Here is a 22,269-nt window from a genome sequence, read left to right as displayed (position 1 = left end):
TTGAGGGGGTGGGGTTGGGTGATACTTCGTAACAGAGCGAGCGTGGGTGTCATTGGGTCAAAACTGCGACCTGACTGGATGGTGTCTGCTGTTGGTGGACCACAATTCAAATCACCTACACCGCCGTCTGACGCCGAGCTTGATCGTGCCACAGTGACGACGCAGCAGACTCTTGATATTTAGACGTCATCCCGATCAGGTAGAGATTAGCCTCATCTGGTCTGTTTTCGTCAGTTCCTTCGTACCAGGCAAAGGCTAGAATTCCAAACAACCCAAATAGTATGAAAATTATAATACGCTTCGTCCAGATAAATACTCTTTCTCCTGCCTTCACTCTTTTCCATTCAAATTTAAGCAACTCTTTCGCCGCGGCGGTGAACCCGTTCTCGATATCCCTAATTTTCTCTGGTGTAAGCGAAACGTTCTCTTGAGCAATAACTTCAAATTCAGCCATCAAAATTAGCAGTTTCTTAGCTGTTTCCTCCACTTCGTTGACGCGAAGAGTTATGCCATGACTCGCTTGATTCAATGTCTTGTAGTTAGCAAGCAGTAGAGCGTTGTTATCACCTTCTCCAGCTTGTTTAAGTCTTATAATGTCACAAATTGCGTTTATGCTAACTAGGTAGTCCACGATGCATTGTCGCAGTTCGTTGATCCAGGCTTGTCGGAATTCAGAAATTTTTTGCTCTTTGCCGATGATCAGCCCAAGCATCGAAACAAGACCAGCAATTACGGCGGTACAAATTGCGACAACGCTGATTTCGTTCATTTGCATTCCCTCTGTGGGCTTCTTATCCCAGTTATTGATTAACACACGAATTTAGTTGCCTTATCAAGCGAAAGTAACAACTATAGATTGCATTATGTCTTTGAAAAACACTAAGAAGGAAGAATGCTGATGTCAGAGAAGCTAACATTCCATTTTGAAGGGGCACTTGCTGACGAACATCGCATGAACTTCTACGAGTCGGCCCGATTTCAGTACGCCGCATCCCGCCTTTTGGTTAAGCTCTCGCAGTTCAGGAATGCTGGCAAATTTAAGCAAAAAATATCGCACAAGTCGAACTTTGATGTACGGCTTGCAAGTCAAACTGATGGTTCATTTAATATCAACGTGGAGGACAAAGGCCATGGTGCGTTGGCAGACCCCTTCATGAATGTATCGTTAGGTGATTTAGTTGCATATGTTAGTGAACGAGTTATCGAAAAACTAAGTGAAGAAGCTTTGCAGGACGCTTCGCAAGCAGACAGCTTAGCCGAAGAGCAACCTACAATTGACCAAGCTGCTGAAGGTATAATTTCTTCAGCGCAGATTCTGAAAGATTTGCCCGAAGATGCTCGCGATCTTGTCAGACGCAGAGTCGCCGAGATTTCAAGAGAGACACGTTTAAGCGAAAACTCTGATGCAATCGCTAAAATCGACTTCGCACGAAGTGAAAAACTCATTGCAATGGCGGCACCGTTGATCAGCGAAATGGCGACAGCTTTACGACGTAGCGCCGACACTCTAGAAGTTTCATCTTCGAAGTCTGGAAAATCAAAGCCAGTGCTATTTCTTGATCAAGATATGGCTTCTGAAATTGTGACATCTGTAGTGGACAAGGAGATCACTGCGATACTTTGCGATGTCATTCAATTCAACAAGGATAACGGGTGGGGTAAAGTTAGGATCGAGAATGGAGCGCTGACTGTGAGTTTTAGCATCCCATCAGATATCTTACCGAGAATTAAACAAACACTAATTGATACGATGAAACAGGATCAAGTATACCTACAAACCTATTTCGTTCGCGATAGAGCAGGCGATGTTATCAGGTTAATTATTGCTGGTATCCTTCCAACCCCAATGACCTAGCGAACACACCTTCCGGCGTCCGAGTCCGCCAAATGATGCGACGCAGATAAGTAATGCTTCTCTGTGGGACAACGCTGCCTAGGGGGCCAAAAAGAATCCTTAACCCCTTCCCCGCACGCACCTTTAACCCACCCAATCCCGTACACCTGTACATACAGCTTGTGTACGCATTATGTACGCCATGTGCACAGCACCAAACCACGCAAAAGCAGGCTGTTAAGGTGTTTCGCGCGGACGTCTCCCAAATCACCGCGACACCCCCGCCGACCGTTGCGTGCCCCATCCATCAGACACAAAAAAACCGGGCCGCTTGCGCGACCCGGTCTCTTTGATCAAATTGAAATGACTTAGGCCAGTTCAACCTCTGCGCCAGCTGCTTCCAGCTTGCTCTTGATCTCTTCAGCTTCGTCCTTGGACGCGCCTTCTTTGATCTTGCCACCAGCTTCGACAAGGTCTTTGGCTTCTTTCAGGCCAAGACCTGTGATGCCGCGAACTTCTTTGATGACGTTGATTTTGGATGCGCCAGCGTTCTTGAGAACGACGTCGAATTCTGTCTTCTCTGCTGCTGCTTCACCACCAGCGTCGCCGCCAGATGCCATCATCACTGCGCCGCCAGCTGCGGGCTCGATGCCATACTCATCCTTCAGGATGGTTTTCAGTTCTTGTGCTTCGAGCAATGTCAGTGCGACAATCTCTTCAGCCATTTTCTTCAGATCAGCCATTTTATGCTTTCCGTTTCAGTTAGGTGTGTTCCAACGTGAGGGTGACCCCCCAAGTCAATTCAGATGCTTTATGCAGCTTTCTCTTCGATGGTTGAGAGAACGCTTGCGATGTTCGAAGCAGGCGCGCCAATGGCCCCGGCGATGTTGCTGCCTGGTGCCCCGATGCAGCCCACGATAGAAGCAATAAGCTCCTCGCGTGATGGCATCCCGGCAACGGCTTTCACACCAGCGACGTCCAATGCTGTATCACCCATAGCACCGCCGAGGATGACCAGCTTGTCATTCTCTTTGGCGTACTTGTCGACAACCTTCGCCGCAGCGACGGGGTCTTCCGAGTAAGCGAGTACAGTCATGCCTTCGAGGTATTCAGCGATGTTTGCACATGGCTTACCCTCAAGGGCGATTTTGGCGAGCTTGTTCTTGGCAACGCGTACGGAACCGCCCGCTTCACGCATGTGCGCGCGCAGGTCCTGCATTTCAGCAACTGTCATGCCTTCGTAGTGGGCAACCACTACGACGCCAGAGCTTTCAAAGATCTGGCCGAGATCGTCGACCAGCTGTTCTTTTTGTGCTCTATCCACAGTTTTACTCCAAGTTTGGGGTTTCCCCCGGCTCAATTTTGTCAAACGGTCAGGCCGCCCAACAGTCTACAGTCCTTCGTAAACGGGGCATGCCAGAACGGTTTGAGGCGAGCCTCAGGAATTCTGGTTTATCCCATCTCAGGCAGGAATTAATGGTCTGGGACCAACCCACCGTCTCGGACGAATAAAGGCCCAGACGAATCAAACGCACGGGCCTGCTGCAGCATTAGTGTGCCAAACGTCAAAAGCCAAGGCCCGTTTGGGTTTTTTGCATCGATAGCCTGATTGCGGGTGATGCCGCTAACGCCTTGTTGAGGGTTGGCAGGCTAAACCAAGCCATGGCAAATCTGGATTCCAATAACTTCCGTAAGCTTGAAGATTTTGCCGAAATTGCATCGGATTGGTTTTGGGAATCAGATGCAGAACACCGAATGAGTTATCTTTCAGGACGGATTGAATCCGTTCTAAAGATCAAAATCGCTGATATTATGGGCGCGTCACGCGCAAAGCTACCGGGGGTTTTGTCCTCATCCGGACTTTGGAAAGCACATTTTGCCGATCTTGAAGCAAGGCGGCCGTTTAAGAATTTTGAATATTCCTTTATCCGGCCAACCGACAACCAGGAACTTTGGTTGCGGGTTTCCGGAAAGCCCATCTTTGATGCGGCAGGCACATTCAAGGGCTATCGCGGCATTGGCCACGACGTTACCGAAGAACGCGAAACCGTGCAGCGCCTTATCGCAAGCAATGCGGCCTTGGCCGAACGAAACAAAGAAATGTCCGAGGTCCGGCGCGAACTTGAACGACGTGTAAACGAAGACAGCTTAACAGGTCTTCTCAATCGACGCGCATTTGAACGCGACACACAAGAAGCTTTGGGTGTTGCCGGTAATGTTATTGTCCTGCTGCACATTGATCTGGACCGCTTTAAGTGGGTCAACGATACCCTCGGCCATCCGGCAGGAGACATTGTACTTAAAACAGCCGCAGACCGGTTGCGACGCATCGCAAGTGGTATAGGCCCGGTTTACCGCATGGGTGGGGATGAATTCCTCATCGTGCTTGCCGACAACGCAGAGATTGAAACAGCGCGTTGGATGGCCGACGCGATACTTGATGTCATGGAGAAACCGATTGCGGTGGACCGACAAGTAACATCGGTCAGTGCGAGCATCGGAATTGCCTCTGGCATCAGCGGGAAAACCTCGCTCCAGCAACTTGTCGCAGATGCTGATATTGCCCTTTATGAGGCAAAGAAAACCGGGCGCGGTTGCACACGCGAACTGACGCCAGAAATGCTGGGCCTGATTGCCGCACGGCGTAAGCTTGCAAGTGAAATCAGTGCCGCCATTCGCAATGATGAGGTTATCCCGTTTTTCCAGCCACAAATCCACGATGATACCAATATGATCATCGGTGCAGAGGCTTTGGCGCGATGGCAGCATCCTGAACTGGGGCTGCTTGACCCAGACGCATTTCTTGATGTTGCAGCCGAAGTTGGCGTTGTTGCCGACATTGACCGCTGCATGATGCACAAAGCACTGTACTTTGTTGATCGCGCAAAAGGCGTTGGGCTATATCTGAAATCAGTCTCAATCAACCTAAGCACCGGACGCCTGAGAGATCCCAATCTTGTCGATGATGTGCGCGAATGCTGGCTCAACCGCGATTGTCAGCTCAAATTTGAACTCTTGGAAACGATCAGCTTTGATGAATTACTCAGAGAGCCCGTCGTTATTGAAAACCTTAAACATCTTCGCGCGATGGGTGTTCAGATTGAAGCCGATGATTTTGGCAGCGGCCACGCATCTATCACCAGTTTGCTTGAAGTGCGGCCTGACCGCATCAAAATAGATCGCCACCTTGTACAAGCGGCCATCAACGATCCAGTACAACGAAAGGTGGTTTCTGCTATTTTGGAAATTGCCCGGGCCCTAGAGATAGAGGCGTTGGCCGAAGGGGTTGAGACCAAAACTGATGTCGCCATTTTGCGGGACCTTGGCTGCGAACTGTTTCAAGGCTTTGTTTATGCAAAACCGATGCCGGCCGGCGCATTCCTAGATTATCTGCGCGATCAACAAGCTGCCTATCAAACGCAAACGGCAGACCCGAAGGGCCTGCCGAAATCTGCTTAGTCGAAAAGCTGCGTTTTAGTCGTTGCCAGTCGCCGAGGCCACGTCGATCGAAACGCCTGGACCCATAGTTGAGCTGACAGCGATCTTCTTCATGTACGTCCCTTTGGCACCTGTTGGCTTGGCTTTGCTAACCGCATCAACAAAGGCTTTCATGTTCTCTTCGATCTGCTGCGCAGAGAAAGAGGCCTTGCCGATACCGGCGTGAACCACACCCGCTTTTTCCGCCTTGAACTGTACCTGGCCGCCCTTTGCTGCTTCCACAGCTTCCTTGACGTCCATGGTCACTGTGCCAACGCGTGGGTTTGGCATCAGGTTACGTGGACCCAGAACCTTACCCAGACGGCCAACAACGGCCATCATGTCAGGTGTTGCGATGCAGCGATCAAAATCAATCGTGCCGCCCTGAACGGTTTCCATCAGGTCTTCGGCACCGACGATGTCTGCACCAGCTGCCTTTGCTTCTTCAGCCTTGTCGCCACGGGCGAAGACAGCAACGCGGACAGTCTTACCTGTGCCGTGTGGCAAGGACACCGTGCCGCGCACCATCTGGTCTGCGTGACGTGGGTCAACGCCCAATGTCATTGCGATTTCGATGCTTTCATCAAACTTCGCCTTGGCGTTGTCTTTGACCATAGATGCAGCTTCGCTAACGGATACGTTATGCTTGCCTTCGAATGCGGCGCGTGCCGCAGTTGTACGCTTACCGAACTTTGCCATTACTTCACCTCGATGCCCATAGAGCGAGCAGAGCCCGCGATGATCAACATTGCGCCTTCGATGTCGTTGGCGTTGAGGTCTTTCATCTTCGCTTCGGCGATTTCACGCACCTGCTTACCAGTGATAGAACCCGCAACCGATTTACCAGGTGTCTGGCTGCCGGACTTTAGCTTGGCGGCTTTCTTGATGTAGTAAGACGCAGGTGGCGTCTTGATTTCCATCGAGAACGACTTGTCCTGATAGTATGTGATCACGGTCGGGCAAGGTGCGCCATTTTCCATGTCAGCTGTCTTGGCGTTGAACGCTTTACAGAATTCCATGATGTTGATGCCGCGCTGACCCAGCGCTGGACCGACAGGTGGGGACGGGTTTGCTGCACCTGCAGGAACCTGCAGTTTGAGCGTACCCACAATTTTCTTGGCCATGAGCCTTTTCCTTTTGCAACGCCCTTTGGTCGCGACCGCAGGGCTTTTCGTTGTGTGGTCCGGTCTGATACACGCGTGCACCTCGCCTCCCACATGGATGCCAGTGTTTGCACCGACCTGCGGGCAATTAGGGGTGAATCAATCCTATTGCAAGGGTTTTCCACCGGACGCGGACATAATGCGCAAAGCGCAACCAACAGGTTTTTGCTCAGTGTCTGAAATGCGGACTTTGCTGCCGTTCGCTGCATCTAGCTTCAACGGCTGGTATCAGGTAGTTTCAAATAAGGGCGACTGGTCAGCCCTTGAACCTTACTCGTAGAAGGGGCGAAGTTTTGCTTGAGGGAATGTGCCACTGCGGGGCTTCGGGCTGGACTTTCAATGGCGTTCCATGCGCAACAACGGCGTGCAACTGTACCATTTGCAGGCGCTACGGTGCCCTATGGATTTATGGTTGGGAAACCGAAGTCATCACCGTTTACGGCTCCAATACAGCTTATTCTCGAGGTGATAGTATATCTTTCCATTTCTGCCCTACATGCGGATGCCTTACTTATTACAAGGCGCTCAGGCCGAACGATGAAGGGCGGATCAAAGTTGCGGCAAATCTGCGTATGATCAGTTCTCCAGAAAATGTCGAAACCTTGCCGGTCGAGCATTTTGACGGGCTTCATAGCTTTGACGACCTCCCGGAAGATAATCGCCGCGTTGCCGATATGTGGTTCTAGGCCAACCCTCACTGCAGCGAGGGCTAAAGTTGGCAGTGCGGACATTTATGCTCAGCGCAGCATCGGACAATAAGGACTCAAACCATACCTATGCGACAAAAAAGAGAGCGCGCGGCGCTCCCTCCTGGCGTCTGCCCACGGTGGATTTACTGCTTGGACACCTGCGTGAATTCCAGTTCGACCGGCGTTGCGCGTCCAAAGATGGATACAGTCACCTTCAGGCGCTGGTTCTCATCGTCAACTTCTTCGACCATGCCGTCAAAGTCTTCAAACGGACCGTCGTTGACCTTGACCTTCTCACCGATCTCAAAGTGGATCAGGGTGCGTGGCGCGTCTTCGCCCTCTTGTACACGGCCAAGGATGGCCTGCACTTCGGCGTCGCGCATTGGCATTGGGCGGCCTTGCGGGCCCAGGAAACCTGTAACGCGATTGATTGAATTGATCAGGTGATAACCTTCGTCCGACATTTCCATGTGGACCAGAACGTAACCAGGCATAAAGCGGCGCTCGGCGGTTACTTTCTTGTTGCGACGAATTTCGATGACTTCCTCGGTTGGCACCAACACTTCGTCGATCTGATCCGACAGACCTTGCTCGTCCGCCTTCTGGCGGATCGCCTCTGCGATCTTCTTCTCAAAGTTTGAGAGAACGCTTACCGAATACCACCGTTTGGCCATCTGTCAGAGCACCTTGTCGTCATTGGTCCGATGTGGACCGCAATTGCATTGTTTTGGCAGTGCGAACTGCCAGTCTCGAAAATAAAAGCGGCGTGCAACTTGATTCGCAGCACGCCATTTTCGGGAAGTTGTTGGCTATTACCGTTGCCTTACCCGGTTTTCAAGACCTGTGCGGAAAATCCGGTGCGATTAGCTGCCAAAGTAAGTCAGCACACCGTTCAGCCCGGTGCGGATCAACAAATCAACCAGCGCAAAGAACACGGCAGTCAGCGCGGCCATGATAAAGACCATCACAGTGGTCATCAGCACCTCGCGGCGGGTGGGCCAAACGACCTTGGAAACCTCTGCACGGACTTCCTGAATGAACTTCATTGGATTGGCGATGGCCATGGCGCTTTTGTCCTTTTTCGAAACAAGACGGACTTACGGACTCTGCTGCGCAAATTCAAGCCCGTTTGAATGCGACACCCATCAAGATGACGTCAAGGGGACGGACGGCACAACAGGGTCACACCTTGCATGGCCGCAATGCTGGCAAGCTGGCGCGCGTAGGCCGCATCACCAATCGCGTGTTCTTCTGGGGCAAAGCCGTCAAACGGGTCATGGCCGTCTTCGATCGGGAACATCTGCCGTGCCGCCTGGGCAACTTTTGGTGCGGTGGCCCCACCCTCATCAGCCAAAACCTGTGCAACCGCCGCAGTAGACAAGCCGCGATTGATGCGACGTGGTCGAGGGGCAACGCAATCCGCGGCCTCTGCCCCCACAAGGCCAGCGATGATCTGTGGAAAAACGGCGCCATAATCTTCGTATTTCCAGACCGTAAGGGTCCCCACGCCGGGTGCCGCCCGCAGGCGCGTGACCAGATCAACCCAGTCGACACTGCTTAGCGGATTACGCCGTTGAAAAACCGCCACCGGCTGCACGCGCCCGCCCAGTAGCATCTGGCAATAGGCCGAATTGATAAACGCTGTCGGGCGGCGGACGGCCAAAAAAACATCTACGTCCTGACCAACCGCCGTCGACAGTTCAGTCAGCCGATCACCAGCGGCCTTGTAACGATGGCGCATCCCGCGCCCATGTGGCTGGTTCAGCGGGCCAATAAAATTCTCTTCACTCAGCACAATCCGGTGGCCATCCTTTTGCAGCATGGCCAGTTGCGTATTCGCCGGGCGTATCGGCTTATCTGCCTCTACCCCCGGCTGAAACGCAAAGAGCGCCTGAATGCTGTTGCCGGGCAGTCGAAAATGATCCGGGCCATAGTATTGCACGCCCTGCGCGCCCAATGCGTCCCGCGCGCGCATCAGCGAACGCTGTAGATGGGACGTGGCCGTCTTATGCGCTCCAATATGGAAAGCAATGCGAAGGGTGCGGTCTGTCATGAGGTTGGTCTGATCCTCCGGCGACATTTGCCTGCGATCTGGTCTGGCAGGGGCACCAGGACTTGAACCCGGGACCTACGGTTTTGGAGACCGCCGCTCTACCAACTGAGCTATACCCCTACGACCGGGTGTCGGGTTAGTCCGAAACCAACGCGGGATCAAGAGGGATAAGTGCGGCACACTTGTGTTCACACCCAGAAATGCGACAACAAGGGCGCAATCGGCAACCAAAGGCCCGTCATCCGATGTCCCTGCGCAAACGCATTGAACAGTCCACGCTTCTTGCTTCTGGCGTTGCAGGTGTTGCAGGGGCTTATCTGGCGCTATGCAATCGCACGACAACGTGGCAGGTCGAAGGGCTTGAGGATCTGAAGACAGACCTTGCCAACGGCCCGGTCTTATTGGTGATGTGGCACAGCCGGTCCATTATGGGGGCGTTTCACTGGCCTGTGGGTGACGGCCCTCTCTCAAGCCTTTATGATCGTTCACCTATTGGGCGGGTGTCTGGCGCACTGCAAAGACGTGCGGGGCTGCAACCGATGGAAATGTCGCGCAAGCTGTCGAACCGGGCGGCATCTCGTACGGTGCTGAAACGCGTCAAAGATGGCGTAAGCATCGGCATGACCGGCGATGGACCATTGGGTCCGGCATTGGCCGTCAAAGACGCACCACTGGATTGGGCGCGGGTCACGGGTGTGCCGGTCTATTGCTACGCGTTTTCAACAACCAAAGGGCAGCGGCTGCAATCATGGGATCAGATGCTGGTGCCCAGACCCTTTGGCAAAGGCGCCTATGTCTTTCAAAGCTGCGATCATGCCGTTGCGCGCAAACCAAGCGAAGCCGAGGTTACCGCCCTGCGTGCTGCGCTGCAAAAGACGTTGACCAACGCCGCACATCGCGCCGATGCTTTGGCAGGATTGCCGCCCGGACCTTAAGTCTTGGCGGCCCGGATCAACGCCTCAAGATCGGCCCCGACGATAGCCGCTTCGTTCTTTAGGATCTTTGCGATGTCCCAATCCCACCAGGCAATCTTATTCAGGGTCGCTATCGTCGCGTCATCAAACCGCATCCGCTGCACAGTGGCGCGATTGCCGGCGACAATCGCATAGTCCGGTATGGCGCCGCTAACCACGGCACCGGCCCCCACAATCACACCATTGCCAATCTGCGCCCCCGCCATGATGCGCGCACCCGTCCCGATCCAAACATCATGGCCGATCCGAATGTCGCGACCCGGTCGTAAAGTTGACGGATAAGTCATGAACCGATCAGGTTCGTGTATGGCGAAAGGAAATGTCGAAAAACCCTCGCGCGCGTGATTCGCCCCGTCGGTGATAAACTGGATACCGTGGGCAAATTGGCCGAATTTTCCGATAACAATGCGGTCCTGTGCACCTGGAAATAGATAAGGGGCCAAACGCGCGACCCAAGCTTCTGAATCGTCAGGCGGATCAAAATCACTGGCATAGGTATAGTCACCTATGTCCCAATTAGGGTGTTTGATCGCATTATTAAGAAACACGTTGCCTTTGTGGACAGTGCCATCGGGAAAGGTGACGGGGTGTAGCGTATCGGGGGGTGGAAAAGGCATGTGCACTCCGGGGTTTTGTAGCTTCAGTACCAGTATCATCGCGCTGTCGCTATGGAACACTGTGGCGTCAAAAAGCAAAAGGCCGCTTCGTTTCCGAAGCGGCCTTTGCTGTAAGGTGGATCATGATCCATCTTACATATTTGTCAGTTGTGCTTACTCAACGATCTTCGACACAACGCCCGCGCCAACAGTCCGGCCGCCTTCGCGGATGGCGAAGCGCAGGCCGTCTTCCATTGCGATCGGTGCGATCAGCTCGACGTTGAACTTCAGGTTGTCGCCCGGCATCACCATTTCTGTGCCCGCTGGCAGCTCAACCGTGCCGGTCACGTCAGTTGTACGGAAGTAGAACTGTGGGCGGTAGTTGGCGAAGAACGGCGTGTGACGGCCACCCTCTTCCTTGGTCAGGATGTAGGCTTCGGCTTCGAACTTGGTGTGTGGCTTCACGGAACCCGGCTTGCACAGGATCTGACCACGCTCAACGCCTTCACGGTCTACACCGCGCAGCAGCGCACCGATGTTGTCGCCAGCTTCGCCGCTGTCCAGCAGCTTGCGGAACATTTCAACGCCAGTACAGGTCGTCTTCGTGGTGTCGCGGATACCAACGATTTCGATCTCGTCGCCCACGTTGATCACGCCACGCTCAACACGGCCCGTCACAACAGTACCACGGCCAGAGATCGAGAACACGTCCTCGATCGGCATCAGGAACGGCAGGTCAACCGCACGGGCCGGTGTCGGGATATACTCATCCACAGCCGCCATCAGCGCACGGATGGAGTTTTCACCGATTTCCGGATCACGCTCTTCCATTGCGGCCAAAGCCGAACCCGGGATCACAGGAATGTCGTCGCCAGGGTACTCGTATGAGGACAGCAGCTCGCGGATTTCCATCTCAACCAGCTCAAGCAGCTCGTCGTCGTCAACCTGATCAACCTTGTTCATGTAGACAACCATGTAGGGGATGCCCACCTGACGGCCCAGCAGGATATGCTCGCGGGTCTGTGGCATCGGGCCGTCAGCGGCGTTCACAACCAGGATCGCGCCGTCCATCTGGGCGGCACCGGTGATCATGTTCTTGACGTAGTCGGCGTGACCCGGGCAGTCGACGTGGGCGTAGTGACGCGCGTCAGTCTCATACTCAACGTGGGCTGTGGAAATGGTGATACCACGCGCTTTTTCTTCGGGCGCGCCGTCGATCTGATCATACGCCTGAAAGTCACCAAAATACTTGGTGATCGCAGCGGTCAATGTGGTCTTGCCGTGGTCAACGTGGCCGATTGTGCCAATGTTTACGTGCGGCTTATTACGTTCAAACTTTGCCTTTGCCATTTTGCAGGGCCCTTATAATTGCGGGGCCAAAACCGGCCCGGTCCAACATCGCGGGCGATGTATTGGGAAACGCCGGGGAAATCAAGTCTTGGGTTGAGGCAACATGACTGTGAGCCCGTTTTTTTAATATGACATTATGAGGATGCGTGTGCTGAGTGCCGGTGCGGTCGGCGCAAGGCTGGCAAATCCCACGCGATGGTGACGCTGTGATCAGCCCTTTTTGCGGGGGGCTTGAGGGGAATATGCTGCCATTCAATCGCAGATGGGATCAGTGTATTTAGAAACTTGATACATGCGATATACGCGCGTGATCTGCAAAGATGCTTGAAAATCCAAGCATCGCCTTTGTCAGCGAAGCAGATGAGCGCCCCATCGGCCTTGCGATCTTTGCGATCTTTGTGATCATTGTGATCATTGTGATCATTGTGATCATTGACCCAGATGGGCACCCAATTTTTGGTGGATCAACACCGCCAGAGTGTTGGGGCAGACCGAAATGGCCTGCCCCAACGACATTTAACCAACTGGCAAATTGTCGTCTCGTTTGACCGCCACAATCGACGATCTTGGCAACTTACCCTCTCCGTCAGGGAACGGCGCTGCAGGATGCTGTATGCCCACAAACATCGTTCGTTTGTCCGCAGACCATGTCAGACCCGTGACCTCGGATCCGTTCGGACCCGTCAGGAACCGCTCAATCTGGCCCGTGGCCGGATCACCGGCCAGCATCTGGTTATTGCCCATGCCCGCAAAGTCGCCTGCGTTGTCATCATCACCGTCTGTCTGAATCCAAAGCAGGCCTGTGCTGTCAAACATCATGCCATCAGGCGAATTGAACAGGTTGCCGGCGTTGATGTTGGACGACCCACCATAGACGTCGTCATGCACGGTCGGGTTGCCAGCCATGACATAAAGGTCCCATGTAAAGGTGTCAGCGCCATGATCATCATTACTGGGATACCAGCGCACGATCTGGCCATAGTGGTTTTCAGCACGCGGGTTCGGGCCGTTCACCGGTGTGTCATCCCCGCCTGCGTTCGGCTTGACCCCGCGATTGCGATTGTTGGTCAGACAGCAATACGCTTCTGCCGCAACCGTGTTGACCGCCACCCATTCAGGACGATCCATGGTGGTTGCACCGACTTTCGATGCAGCCATGCGGGTGAAAATCGCGATTTCAGCTTCATCCATGCCGGTGGTTTCGGATGTCAGGGCCACCCATTGTCCGGTCAGATCGTTGTTGAACTTGGCCACATAGAGCTGACCATCATCAAGCAGTGCCGACGTCGGACCGCCCGGTGTATAGACGCCGTTCGAGACATATTTATACAAGAACTCACCGCGTTCATCATCCCCCATATAGACGACAACACGGCCATCGGGGGCAATCGTGGCCGCTGCATTCTCGTGCTTGAAACGGCCAAGTGCCGTGTGCTTGATCGGGGTTGATGTCGGATCGGTTGGGTCGATTTCCACGATATAGCCAAAGCGGTGCGGTTCATTCGGGTTTTGACTGACGTCGAAACGGGCGTCGAATTTTTCGTAAGCATAGCGCCCCTCAAGGCCGATGCCGTAACGAACATAATCCGCGGGGCGTTCAAATTCCGGATCGGTGGACCCAAAGTAGCCATTAAAGTTCTCTTCGCAGGTCAGATATGTACCCCAAGGCGTTTTGCCCGCACCGCAGTTGTTCATGGTGCCCAACACAGTTGTACCAAAAGGGTCTGCCGCAGTCCGTAGTAGCGGATGCCCTGCTGCTGGCCCTTTGATTACCATCGGTGTGTTCTGGGTGATGCGGCGGTTCAGGTCACTGTCCACAACAATCGTCCAGCCATCAGCGCCCTCGGCCACCTCCATGACGGTCACACCTTGCATGTTTTGCAAGGTCAGCACGTCATCGGCGCTGGTCACAGCACCGTCTTCGTTCATCGGCAGATTGACTTTGGTGTTCACATATTCATGGTTCACTGCAATGACCTGACGGCCGTCAACCACAAAGGCCTCCATGCCGTCGGTATTTTCACCAAACACACGATCAGAGCTTGCCACGCCAATCGCCGTTTGCTGGCTCAGTTCCTCAGCATCCGAAAACAACGGCTCACCCCAGCGCGCGACAGGGTGCCATGAATAACCTTCTGGCACATGCACGGTCCCATCTGTCTGAATAGGGATCGGCGTGAAACCAAACCGGCTCGCACCCATTGCCTCAGCGGCGGTGCTGGACAGCAGCCCGGTGCCCATCACGGCAGCACCAGACCCATAGGCCAACACGCCGCCTAGAAAGCCGCGGCGTGAAATCGCAGCTTCGACCACATCGTCAAAGTCGGATTTGTCGGGCGCGGGGCGCTGCAGCTCGTCCCATTCATCCCAAGAGAGATCATAAGTATCGTTGTCTTTCATCGCACTAGCTCCTTGCTGGTTTCGGCAACAGCGCGACGATCAGGGCGATGCGATTCAAATGCGTAACGGCGGCGTAACCATCTGATGACAGCCGCTCATTTTCCGTGAATTTTTGGTGACAAACGGTGCTAGCTGAACCGGTTATTCTTAGGGAAGCCATAGGGTGGGCGTTTGCCAACCCCAGCGCGTGCGCCTTTCCAGTCGGTCATGTCAGGCTCTGTTCGGGTTTTGCCGCCACCCATGGCCCATGACAGCCCATCGTCCCATGTAAAGGTCGTGATGTCGGACAAGCCGCCATCCAGTTCCAACATGCCCTGACGGCCAGAGGCTTTTTTGTATTTCTGGATACGCACGCCTTTGCCGCGATTCATTTCGGGCAGTTCGCCAACTTCAAAGACAAGGAATTTCGCATTCTCCGACACCACGGCAACATGGTCACCCACGACGCGGTGACAGACCTTGGCGATGGTGTCTTTGACGTTCAAAACCTGCTTACCGCTCCGGGTTTGTGCGACAACTTCTTCTTCGGGCACGACAAAACCATTGCCTTCTGCGGATGCGACCAACAGTTTTTCGCCGGGCTTGTGGATTAGAAAATCGACAATCTCCACATCATTGGGCAGATCAATCATCAGGCGCAGCGGTTCGCCCATTCCGCGCCCGCCGGGCAGATTCGCGGCACCTACCGTGTAGAAACGGCCATTGGCACCAAAGACCAACAGTTTGTCGGTCGTCTCTGCATGGAAGATGAAACGTGGGCCGTCCCCGTCCTTGAATTTCAATTCGCGGGTCAGATCAATATGGCCCGTCATCGCCCGGACCCATCCCATCTGGGAACAGACAACCGTAATCGGTTCGCGCTCGATCATCGCCTCAAGTGGGACTTCGACCACCTCAGCGGCTTCGGCAAACTGCGTGCGTCGCGCGCCGCCTTCGCTGTCGCGGCCAAAAATCTTGCGGGTTTCGCGCAGCTGCTCGGCGATTTTAGCCCATTGCAGGTCGTCGCTTTCAAGCAAATCCTCGATCCCGGCGCGTTCCTCCATCAGCGCGTCACGTTCGGCAATCAGTTCCAGCTCTTCCAGACGGCGCAGGGACCGTAAGCGCATGTTCAGGATTGCCTCGGCCTGCACCTCAGACAGTGAGACCTCTGGATCGGCCCCTGGCACGATAGGCGACCGATAATCTGCCTCGGATGTGGCGCGGACGTGATCCTGCGCCCAGTCTTCAATCATCAGGGCCTTTTTGGGGTCGTCGTCGTAGCGGATAATGTCGATCACGCGGTCCAGATGCAGGAAGGCGATAATAAAGCCCTCAAGCACCTCAAGCCGGTGGTCGATCTTTTCCAACCGGTACTTGCTGCGGCGCACCAGAACATCGCGGCGGTGTTCAAGAAACGCGCGCAATACTTCTTTGAGCGAACAAACCTTCGGCGTCAGCCCATCAATCAGCACGTTCATATTCAAACTAAACCGCGTTTCCAGATCGGAATTACGGAACAGCATGCCCATCATGACCTCTGGATCGACGGTCTTTGCGCGCGGCTCCAGCACAACGCGGATGTCATCAGCGCTTTCATCGCGGACATCGGCCAGCAGCGGCACTTTCTTAAGCTGGATCACCTCGGCCAGTTTCTCGATCAGCTTGGATTTCTGCACCTGATACGGGATTTCGGTCACAACGATCTGCCATGTGCCACGGCCCAGATCCTCGACCTCCCATTTCGCGCGCAAACGGAATGATCCGCGCCCGGTGCGGTAAGCTTCTGCGATATTTTCGGCCGGTTCAACAATTGTGCCACCGGTCGGGAAATCCGGACCGGGAATATAGTTCAGCAACGTATCATCACGTGCATCAGGCGTTTTGATCAGGTGCAAACAGGCGTCGATCAATTCATGCAAGTTATGGGGCGGAATATTCGTCGCCATCCCCACAGCAATCCCGCTGGACCCATTGGCAAGCAGGTTGGGGAATGTGGCCGGCAAGACTGCCGGTTCGGTCAGGCGCCCATCGTAATTGTCGCGGAAATCAACGCTGTCCTCAGACAAGCCTTCCAAAAGCGCTTCTGCCGCCGCTGTCATGCGCGCCTCGGTATACCGGGACGCGGCGGGGTTATCGCCGTCGATGTTGCCAAAATTCCCCTGACCATCGACCAACGGATAACGGACGTTAAAGTCCTGCGCCAAACGCGCCATGGCATCATAAATCGCAGCATCACCATGCGGGTGGAAATCACCCATTGTATCGCCGCTGATCTTGGCAGATTTCAGAAACCCACCAGAAGGCGACAGGCGCAAGCGCGACATCGCATAAAGGATACGGCGATGCACAGGTTTTAACCCATCACGCGCATCAGGCAGCGCACGGTGCATGATCGTGGACAACGCATATGTCAGATAACGATCACCAATCGCACGCCGCAGCGTTTCAGTTACGTCATTGGGGCCAAGACCGGTATCGCTGTCATCACTCATAAGCACTGGTGTAGCGGGACAGGATTCTGGCGTAAAGCCGCGATTACATGACGTTGCAAAACCCGCATATCTGACAATAGCGCCAGCGTGTCATTTGGGTTTGCGGATAACGAAATCACAGGTCTGCAAGTGATGTCATAGCAAGGCTTTTTTACATGCCGTGGGAACCAAGGCGCAGGTCAAAGGGTTCTTATCACAACTGTTAAGCGCCGATTGGGGATGTTATGACTAGATTTTTAACTGCGTCGACTTTGCTACTTTTTTGGGTGTTTTTTGAGATGTCTGGCGGCATGGATTTTGTGCCAAAGTCAGAACGCGAAACTCAAAGAATGGCAAAAGCCCATACCTCTGACTGGGCCGATCATTATGTGCCATTTGACCAACCCATCATTACGTCGCCAGCGCCAGTACAGGTTGCGCAGGCACCTTCTGCCGCTGAAACAAGTCATGTGATACAGGCGTCTTTGACTGAAGTTTCCACGTTTGACACCCAAATGACCGGTGAACCGGCTGTCATTAAAACGGTTGCACCTCAGTTCGATGCAACTGACGAAACAGGCGATACACCCGAACCGCGACGCGATATTCGGATCATTGCAGGTGATTGGGTCAATATGCGCCAAGGGCCCGGTACGGACTTTGGCGTAGTCACGACATTGCCCCGCGGCACCGAAGCCGAAATCATTGATGAAACCGCCGATCAATGGGCGCGCATTCGCCTGTTGGAAACTGGTCAAGTGGGCTGGATGGCGTCGTGGTTACTCAGCGACTGATAAGCCGCCTTGTCATTGCGCGCGAAAACGTTGCAAACACGGGTGATGACACAGAAATCAATACTGATTACCGGCTGCTCCTCTGGCATCGGATATGACGCGGCACACGGATTGCGAAACGCAGGCTGGCGGGTCTTTGCCAGCTGCCGCAAGCTAGAAGATTGTGAAAGACTGCGGTCCGAAGGATTTGAAAGCCCGCACATTGACTACACCGACGCCGATAGCATTGTCACAGGGCTGGCAGAAACGCTTGAGGCCACAGGCGGTACGTTGGATGCGCTATATAACAACGGGGCCTACGCCTGCCCTGGTGCGGTCGAGGACCTACCTACAGGCGCATTGCGCGAAATATTTGAGACAAACCTTTTTGGCTGGCATGAATTGACCCGGCTGGTCATCCCGGTGATGCGGGCACAAGGACATGGCCGGATCATCAATTGTTCATCGGTGCTGGGATTTGTCACAATGCGCTGGCGCGGCGCTTATGCTGCGACAAAATATGCGCTTGAAGGCCTGACAGATACGCTCCGCCTGGAAATGAGCGATACGCCCATCAAAGTGATCATGATAGAACCGGGCCCGATCACTGCAAAAATCCGCGAAAACGCGATCCCGCACTTTGAGAAATGGATTGATTGGCAATCGTCGGCGCGTGCCGCGCAATATGATGAGCTTAGACAGCGGCTTTATGAAAAACGGGAACCGGACCAGTTTGAACTGCCTCCCTCTGCGGTGACCAAAAAGATTTTGCATGCGCTCACCTCCTCCAAACCAAAGCCGCGCTATTATGTGACCAAGCCAACCTATCTGATGGGGTTTTTGCGGCGCATCCTTCCGACCCGACTCTTGGATGCGGTGATTTTGAGGGTCTAAAGGGTTTCCTTCCCCGGCCCGCCTGCTACATCGCAAGGCATACGAACAAAGGACAAGAAACGATGGCGGACGATCCCCTTTTTTGGTTGATGTCACTGTCAGTACTGATTGTGCTTGGCATTTTGATGTGGGGCATGGGCAGCTTTGGCAAAGGTGGCGAATATAACCGCAAGCACGCCAACAAGATTATGCGCTGGCGGATCGGCGCCCAATTGTTGGCCGTCGTGATGATCCTTATTTTTGTCTATCTACGTGGCGAAGGAAGCTGACCTATGGTTGTTCTCAACAAAATTTACACAAAAACCGGTGATGCGGGCGAAACGGCACTGGGCAATGGCAGCCGCGTGGCAAAGCACTCCTTACGGGTGACATCCTACGGCACGGTCGATGAAACAAACGCCACCGTCGGTCTTGCCCGGCTGCATGCAACCGGTGACATGGATGCGCAATTGGCGATGATCCAGAATGATCTGTTTGATCTGGGCGCGGACCTGTGCCGCCCCGATATGGAAAAGGATGGCGAAGCTGAATACCCTGTTCTACGCATGACTGATGCGCAGGTGGAACGTTTGGAAGGCCAGATTGATGAGATGACCAAACAGGTCGAACCATTGCGCAGTTTCATCCTGCCCGGTGGTTCGGCTTTGGCCGCACAGCTGCACCTTTGCCGGACAGTCTCGCGGCGGGCCGAGCGTTTGACGGTTGAACTGGCCACGATGGAATCGGTGAACCCAGCAGCGGTGAAATACCTGAACCGGCTGTCGGACTGGTGTTTTCAAGCGTCCCGGATCGCCAATGACAACGGCAAAAACGACGTACTTTGGGTGCCGGGTGCCAACCGGTAGGATGGATGGATCGTAATCCACCTTACGCTGAGCAACTGACGTGCACGTCAAGAACGTGGCGTCGGTAGCCCTTGGCGCGTCGATTTTGCACTGTTTTCCCAGCCACGCGCACGATAACAACATCCTGAGAACGTAAATGATCAGATTCTTAGGAGAGTAACGCAGATGAAGGTCCTCGTATCCGTCAAGCGCGTGATCGATTACAACGTGAAGGTTCGTGTCAAAGCGGATGGTTCCGGTGTTGATCTCGCCAACGTCAAAATGTCGATGAACCCATTCGATGAAATCGCCGTGGAAGAAGCCATCCGCCTGCGCGAAGCAGGCAAGGTTGATGAAGTGGTCGCCGTGTCCATTGGCGTTAAGCAAAGCCAGGAAACACTGCGTACTGCCCTTGCGATGGGTGCCGATCGTGCAATCCTGGTTGTCGCAACTGATGACGTACACACGGATATCGAACCACTTGCCGTTGCGAAAATCCTTGCCGCCATCGTGAAAGAAGAAGAACCCGGTCTGGTCCTTTGCGGCAAGCAAGCCATCGACAACGATATGAACGCCACAGGCCAGATGCTGTCCGCTCTGCTCGGTTGGTCCCAGGCGACCTTCGCATCCGAAGTTGATATAGACGGCGACAGCGCCACTGTGACCCGCGAGGTCGACGGTGGCCTGCAAACGATCAAGGTGAAAATGCCGACAATCGTAACCGTTGACCTGCGCCTCAACGAACCACGTTATGCGTCGCTGCCCAACATCATGAAGGCCAAGAAAAAGCCCTTGGATGAAAAGACGCCAGCCGATTACGGCGTCGATGTCGCACCGCGCCTGAGCATTGTCAGCACAACCGAACCAGAAGCACGCAAAGCGGGTATCATGGTTGGTTCCGTTGATGAACTTGTCGAAAAACTCAAAGAAGCGGGGGCTGTGTAATGGCTGTTCTTCTCATTGGTGAAGTCACTGACGGCGCATTGGCCGTTGATGCGACTGCAAAAGCTGTGTCCGCAGCACAGGCTTTGGGCGATGTCACTGTGCTTTGCGCCGGTGCATCTGCAAAAGCGGCGGCAGACGAAGCTGCGACCATTCAAGGTGTTTCCAAAGTGCTTTGCGCCGAAGATGCAGCCCTTGGTCACCGTTTGGCAGAACCGACTGCTGACCTGATCGTGTCGTTGGCTGGCGACTATACCCATATCGCCGCACCCGGCACGACTGACGCCAAGAACGTCATGCCACGTGTCGCGGCACTGTTGGATGCGATGGTGATCTCTGAAGTCACAGCCATCGTTGACGCTGACACGTTCGAGCGCCCGATCTACGCAGGCAACGCGATTCAAACGGTAAAGTCTTCGGATGCCAAAAAGGTCATGACAATTCGGACAGCAGGCTTTGACGCCGCTGCGATGGGTGGGACTGCTGCTGTCGAAAGCATTGGTGCCGCTGGTGATCCGGGTCTGTCCGAATGGGTGGAAGACAAGGTTGCGGCCTCTGACCGCCCTGAACTGACGTCCGCTGGTGTTGTTGTGTCAGGCGGTCGCGGTGTGGGGTCGGAAGAAGACTTTGCCCTGATCGAAACGCTGGCCGACAAACTGAACGCTGCTGTGGGTGCATCCCGCGCTGCGGTCGACAGCGGCTATGCGCCAAACGACTGGCAAGTCGGCCAAACAGGTAAGGTGGTCGCACCTGACCTGTATGTTGCTGTTGGCATTTCAGGTGCGATCCAGCACCTGGCCGGTATGAAAGACAGCAAGATCATTGTCGCAATCAACAAAGACGAAGAAGCACCGATCTTTCAAGTGGCCGACTATGGTCTGGTTGCCGACCTTTTTGATGCGGTGCCAGAGCTGACAAGCAAGCTCTAACCCCAACTGCATTTGTTTGAATAGGGCCTGCGCAAAATGCGCGGGCCCTTTTTATATTGAATAAAGCTGGTCGCGGATTTTAGGAATCAAAGCAGCACTTGCCTCAACATGACAATCAACGCCCAGCATCTCTGATGCGGCCTTGGCTTGTGACGCTGGAAAGAACATGCCGCGTGATCCCTGGGACACTGCCCGCTCTGTCGGGTTTGCCACAACCACGTCTTTCACCATCGGTCGCAATTCATCAATCATTGAGGCGGTGATGAACAAAGGATCCACCTGCAACTGCCCGGGGCGTTCGGACCAATGTTCATCGGTCATCAGATCTTCTGAAAACCACATCAGGATGACGCGGTCACCAATCTGGCCAAGCATGTTGCGCATTCGCGCTGTCCATGCCTCTCGCAATTCATTCACCACCGTATCAAAGCGTTCGATCGACTTTGTATGCAGTGCGCCCAACATATGCCGGGTAAAAGAAAATTCCGAGAAATCAACATCCTGATAGATCGCCTGCAAAACAGTCGAGGCACGCAAAAACCGGTCATTGCGGCGCGGATGCACAGAATAAAAGCGGTTGGACAAATAGTTGGCGCCCATCACCTGCACGACCGTCAAATCCGCCTCTGAGCAGATACCCATGACCGTTGGATCGTTGACAAAGGCGTCAATCCCGCCGTTCACGCAGCCAAAATTGACGCACGTCTGGCGCATGGCTTTTTCAACTAGGTGTGGGAACGGTTTTTCAATAAATTTTCCATAGGTTTCGGTCCCGCCAATAAAGGCGATGTAGGGTAGATCAAGCCGTTTGCGTGGCCCCCGAAACAACATACGAGAAGCCCCATATCGGCACGGCGAATAGGACAGATCACCGTTTTCAATCTTTTCATGTTTCATGGCTTCGACCCCTTTTCTTTATCA

General features: G+C 54.1%; 24 protein-coding genes and 1 tRNA gene. 11 read left to right on the top strand and 14 right to left on the bottom strand.

Annotated elements, in window-relative coordinates; translation table 11 throughout:
* Positions 1 to 115: 115 nt before the first annotated feature.
* Positions 116 to 769: a hypothetical protein gene (locus tag RCCS2_RS07915; RefSeq protein ID WP_156788478.1), complete on the bottom strand. Its 654-nt coding sequence runs from the start codon at positions 767 to 769 to the stop codon at positions 116 to 118.
* Between the two features lie 129 nt (positions 770 to 898).
* Between RCCS2_RS07915 and RCCS2_RS07910 the strand changes: the two genes are divergently transcribed.
* Positions 899 to 1,855 (top strand): hypothetical protein, encoded by a 957-nt coding sequence (locus RCCS2_RS07910; protein ID WP_156788477.1) that lies wholly within the window; start codon positions 899 to 901, stop codon positions 1,853 to 1,855.
* Between the two features lie 347 nt (positions 1,856 to 2,202).
* Here RCCS2_RS07910 and rplL read toward each other — a convergent pair whose 3' ends face one another.
* The gene (rplL, locus tag RCCS2_RS07905; RefSeq protein WP_008233022.1) at positions 2,203 to 2,577 is read right to left on the bottom strand and encodes a 50S ribosomal protein L7/L12; all 375 of its coding nucleotides are present in this window, start codon (positions 2,575 to 2,577) and stop codon (positions 2,203 to 2,205) included.
* A gap of 68 nt (positions 2,578 to 2,645) precedes the next feature.
* A complete protein-coding gene (gene rplJ / locus RCCS2_RS07900; RefSeq protein WP_008233020.1) occupies positions 2,646 to 3,158 on the bottom strand; it encodes a 50S ribosomal protein L10 in 513 nt (170 codons plus the stop codon).
* Positions 3,159 to 3,496: 338 nt separating this feature from the next.
* Here rplJ and RCCS2_RS07895 point away from each other — a divergent pair, with 338 nt between their 5' ends.
* Positions 3,497 to 5,293: a sensor domain-containing protein gene (locus tag RCCS2_RS07895; protein ID WP_008233018.1), complete on the top strand. Its 1,797-nt coding sequence runs from the start codon at positions 3,497 to 3,499 to the stop codon at positions 5,291 to 5,293.
* A gap of 15 nt (positions 5,294 to 5,308) precedes the next feature.
* Here the strand turns inward: RCCS2_RS07895 and rplA are convergent, their stop codons facing one another.
* Entirely contained in the window at positions 5,309 to 6,010 is a 702-nt protein-coding gene (gene rplA, locus RCCS2_RS07890) for a 50S ribosomal protein L1 (protein ID WP_008233016.1), read from the bottom strand.
* Positions 6,010 to 6,435 (bottom strand): 50S ribosomal protein L11, encoded by a 426-nt coding sequence (gene rplK / locus RCCS2_RS07885; protein WP_008233014.1) that lies wholly within the window; start codon positions 6,433 to 6,435, stop codon positions 6,010 to 6,012. Before rplK ends, rplA begins: the two co-directional genes overlap by 1 nt.
* Before the next feature lie 344 nt (positions 6,436 to 6,779).
* On the opposite strand from rplK, the gene RCCS2_RS07880 reads away from it, so the two are divergent.
* Positions 6,780 to 7,160: a GFA family protein gene (locus RCCS2_RS07880; RefSeq protein WP_198007037.1), complete on the top strand. Its 381-nt coding sequence runs from the start codon at positions 6,780 to 6,782 to the stop codon at positions 7,158 to 7,160.
* A 146-nt stretch (positions 7,161 to 7,306) separates the two neighbouring features.
* Here RCCS2_RS07880 and nusG read toward each other — a convergent pair whose 3' ends face one another.
* The 4 genes from nusG to RCCS2_RS07860 form a co-directional block, all read right to left on the bottom strand.
* On the bottom strand, positions 7,307 to 7,837 hold the full coding sequence (gene nusG / locus RCCS2_RS07875; protein ID WP_008233009.1) for a transcription termination/antitermination protein NusG: 531 nt from the start codon (positions 7,835 to 7,837) through the stop codon (positions 7,307 to 7,309).
* Between the two features lie 189 nt (positions 7,838 to 8,026).
* A complete protein-coding gene (gene secE / locus RCCS2_RS07870; protein WP_008233007.1) occupies positions 8,027 to 8,227 on the bottom strand; it encodes a preprotein translocase subunit SecE in 201 nt (66 codons plus the stop codon).
* A gap of 92 nt (positions 8,228 to 8,319) precedes the next feature.
* Positions 8,320 to 9,216 carry a hypothetical protein gene (locus tag RCCS2_RS07865; protein WP_037293938.1) on the bottom strand — a complete coding sequence of 299 codons (897 nt, stop codon included), beginning with the start codon at positions 9,214 to 9,216 and terminating at the stop codon, positions 8,320 to 8,322.
* Between the two features lie 44 nt (positions 9,217 to 9,260).
* Positions 9,261 to 9,336 (bottom strand) — tRNA-Trp (locus RCCS2_RS07860).
* Between the two features lie 125 nt (positions 9,337 to 9,461).
* Between RCCS2_RS07860 and RCCS2_RS07855 the strand changes: the two genes are divergently transcribed.
* Positions 9,462 to 10,151 (top strand): lysophospholipid acyltransferase family protein, encoded by a 690-nt coding sequence (locus tag RCCS2_RS07855; protein ID WP_037293744.1) that lies wholly within the window; start codon positions 9,462 to 9,464, stop codon positions 10,149 to 10,151.
* On the opposite strand, the gene RCCS2_RS07850 is transcribed toward RCCS2_RS07855, so the two are convergent.
* Positions 10,148 to 10,807: a CatB-related O-acetyltransferase gene (locus tag RCCS2_RS07850; protein WP_037293742.1), complete on the bottom strand. Its 660-nt coding sequence runs from the start codon at positions 10,805 to 10,807 to the stop codon at positions 10,148 to 10,150. The genes RCCS2_RS07855 and RCCS2_RS07850 overlap by 4 nt on opposite strands.
* Before the next feature lie 153 nt (positions 10,808 to 10,960).
* Positions 10,961 to 12,136: an elongation factor Tu gene (tuf, locus tag RCCS2_RS07845; RefSeq protein ID WP_008233003.1), complete on the bottom strand. Its 1,176-nt coding sequence runs from the start codon at positions 12,134 to 12,136 to the stop codon at positions 10,961 to 10,963.
* Positions 12,137 to 12,456: 320 nt separating this feature from the next.
* Between tuf and RCCS2_RS07840 the strand changes: the two genes are divergently transcribed.
* A complete protein-coding gene (locus RCCS2_RS07840; RefSeq protein ID WP_008233002.1) occupies positions 12,457 to 12,684 on the top strand; it encodes a hypothetical protein in 228 nt (75 codons plus the stop codon).
* Here the strand turns inward: RCCS2_RS07840 and RCCS2_RS07835 are convergent.
* Positions 12,653 to 14,536 (bottom strand): PhoX family protein, encoded by a 1,884-nt coding sequence (locus RCCS2_RS07835; protein WP_008233001.1) that lies wholly within the window; start codon positions 14,534 to 14,536, stop codon positions 12,653 to 12,655. The genes RCCS2_RS07840 and RCCS2_RS07835 overlap by 32 nt on opposite strands.
* Positions 14,537 to 14,664: 128 nt before the next feature.
* On the bottom strand, positions 14,665 to 17,007 hold the full coding sequence (locus RCCS2_RS07830) for a DNA topoisomerase IV subunit A (protein WP_008233000.1): 2,343 nt from the start codon (positions 17,005 to 17,007) through the stop codon (positions 14,665 to 14,667).
* A gap of 329 nt (positions 17,008 to 17,336) precedes the next feature.
* On the opposite strand from RCCS2_RS07830, the gene RCCS2_RS07825 reads away from it, so the two are divergent.
* The 6 genes from RCCS2_RS07825 (at position 17,337) to RCCS2_RS07800 (ending at position 21,348) form a co-directional block, all read left to right on the top strand.
* Positions 17,337 to 17,780 carry an SH3 domain-containing protein gene (locus RCCS2_RS07825; protein ID WP_037293741.1) on the top strand — a complete coding sequence of 148 codons (444 nt, stop codon included), beginning with the start codon at positions 17,337 to 17,339 and terminating at the stop codon, positions 17,778 to 17,780.
* Positions 17,781 to 17,825: 45 nt separating this feature from the next.
* Positions 17,826 to 18,653, top strand: coding sequence for an SDR family oxidoreductase (locus RCCS2_RS07820; protein ID WP_008232998.1), 828 nt, complete (start codon positions 17,826 to 17,828; stop codon positions 18,651 to 18,653).
* 62 nt (positions 18,654 to 18,715) lie between these two features.
* Positions 18,716 to 18,922 carry a twin transmembrane helix small protein gene (locus RCCS2_RS07815; protein ID WP_008232997.1) on the top strand — a complete coding sequence of 69 codons (207 nt, stop codon included), beginning with the start codon at positions 18,716 to 18,718 and terminating at the stop codon, positions 18,920 to 18,922.
* Between the two features lie 3 nt (positions 18,923 to 18,925).
* Positions 18,926 to 19,498, top strand: coding sequence for a cob(I)yrinic acid a,c-diamide adenosyltransferase (locus RCCS2_RS07810; RefSeq protein WP_008232996.1), 573 nt, complete (start codon positions 18,926 to 18,928; stop codon positions 19,496 to 19,498).
* Between the two features lie 165 nt (positions 19,499 to 19,663).
* Positions 19,664 to 20,422, top strand: a complete 759-nt coding sequence (locus tag RCCS2_RS07805) for an electron transfer flavoprotein subunit beta/FixA family protein (RefSeq protein ID WP_008232995.1) — start codon at positions 19,664 to 19,666, stop codon at positions 20,420 to 20,422.
* Positions 20,422 to 21,348 (top strand): electron transfer flavoprotein subunit alpha/FixB family protein, encoded by a 927-nt coding sequence (locus RCCS2_RS07800; RefSeq protein ID WP_008232994.1) that lies wholly within the window; start codon positions 20,422 to 20,424, stop codon positions 21,346 to 21,348. The genes RCCS2_RS07805 and RCCS2_RS07800 overlap by 1 nt, the downstream gene beginning before the upstream one ends.
* Before the next feature lie 51 nt (positions 21,349 to 21,399).
* On the opposite strand, the gene RCCS2_RS07795 is transcribed toward RCCS2_RS07800, so the two are convergent.
* Positions 21,400 to 22,245 (bottom strand): DUF6473 family protein, encoded by an 846-nt coding sequence (locus RCCS2_RS07795; protein ID WP_008232993.1) that lies wholly within the window; start codon positions 22,243 to 22,245, stop codon positions 21,400 to 21,402.
* Between the last annotated feature and the right edge of the window lie 24 nt (positions 22,246 to 22,269).

The sequence above is a fragment of the Roseobacter sp. CCS2 genome, from assembly GCF_000169435.1.
Lineage (GTDB): Bacteria > Pseudomonadota > Alphaproteobacteria > Rhodobacterales > Rhodobacteraceae > Yoonia.
Note: the sequence above shows the minus strand (reverse complement) of the source record. Positions and strands in the feature narration are given on the sequence as shown.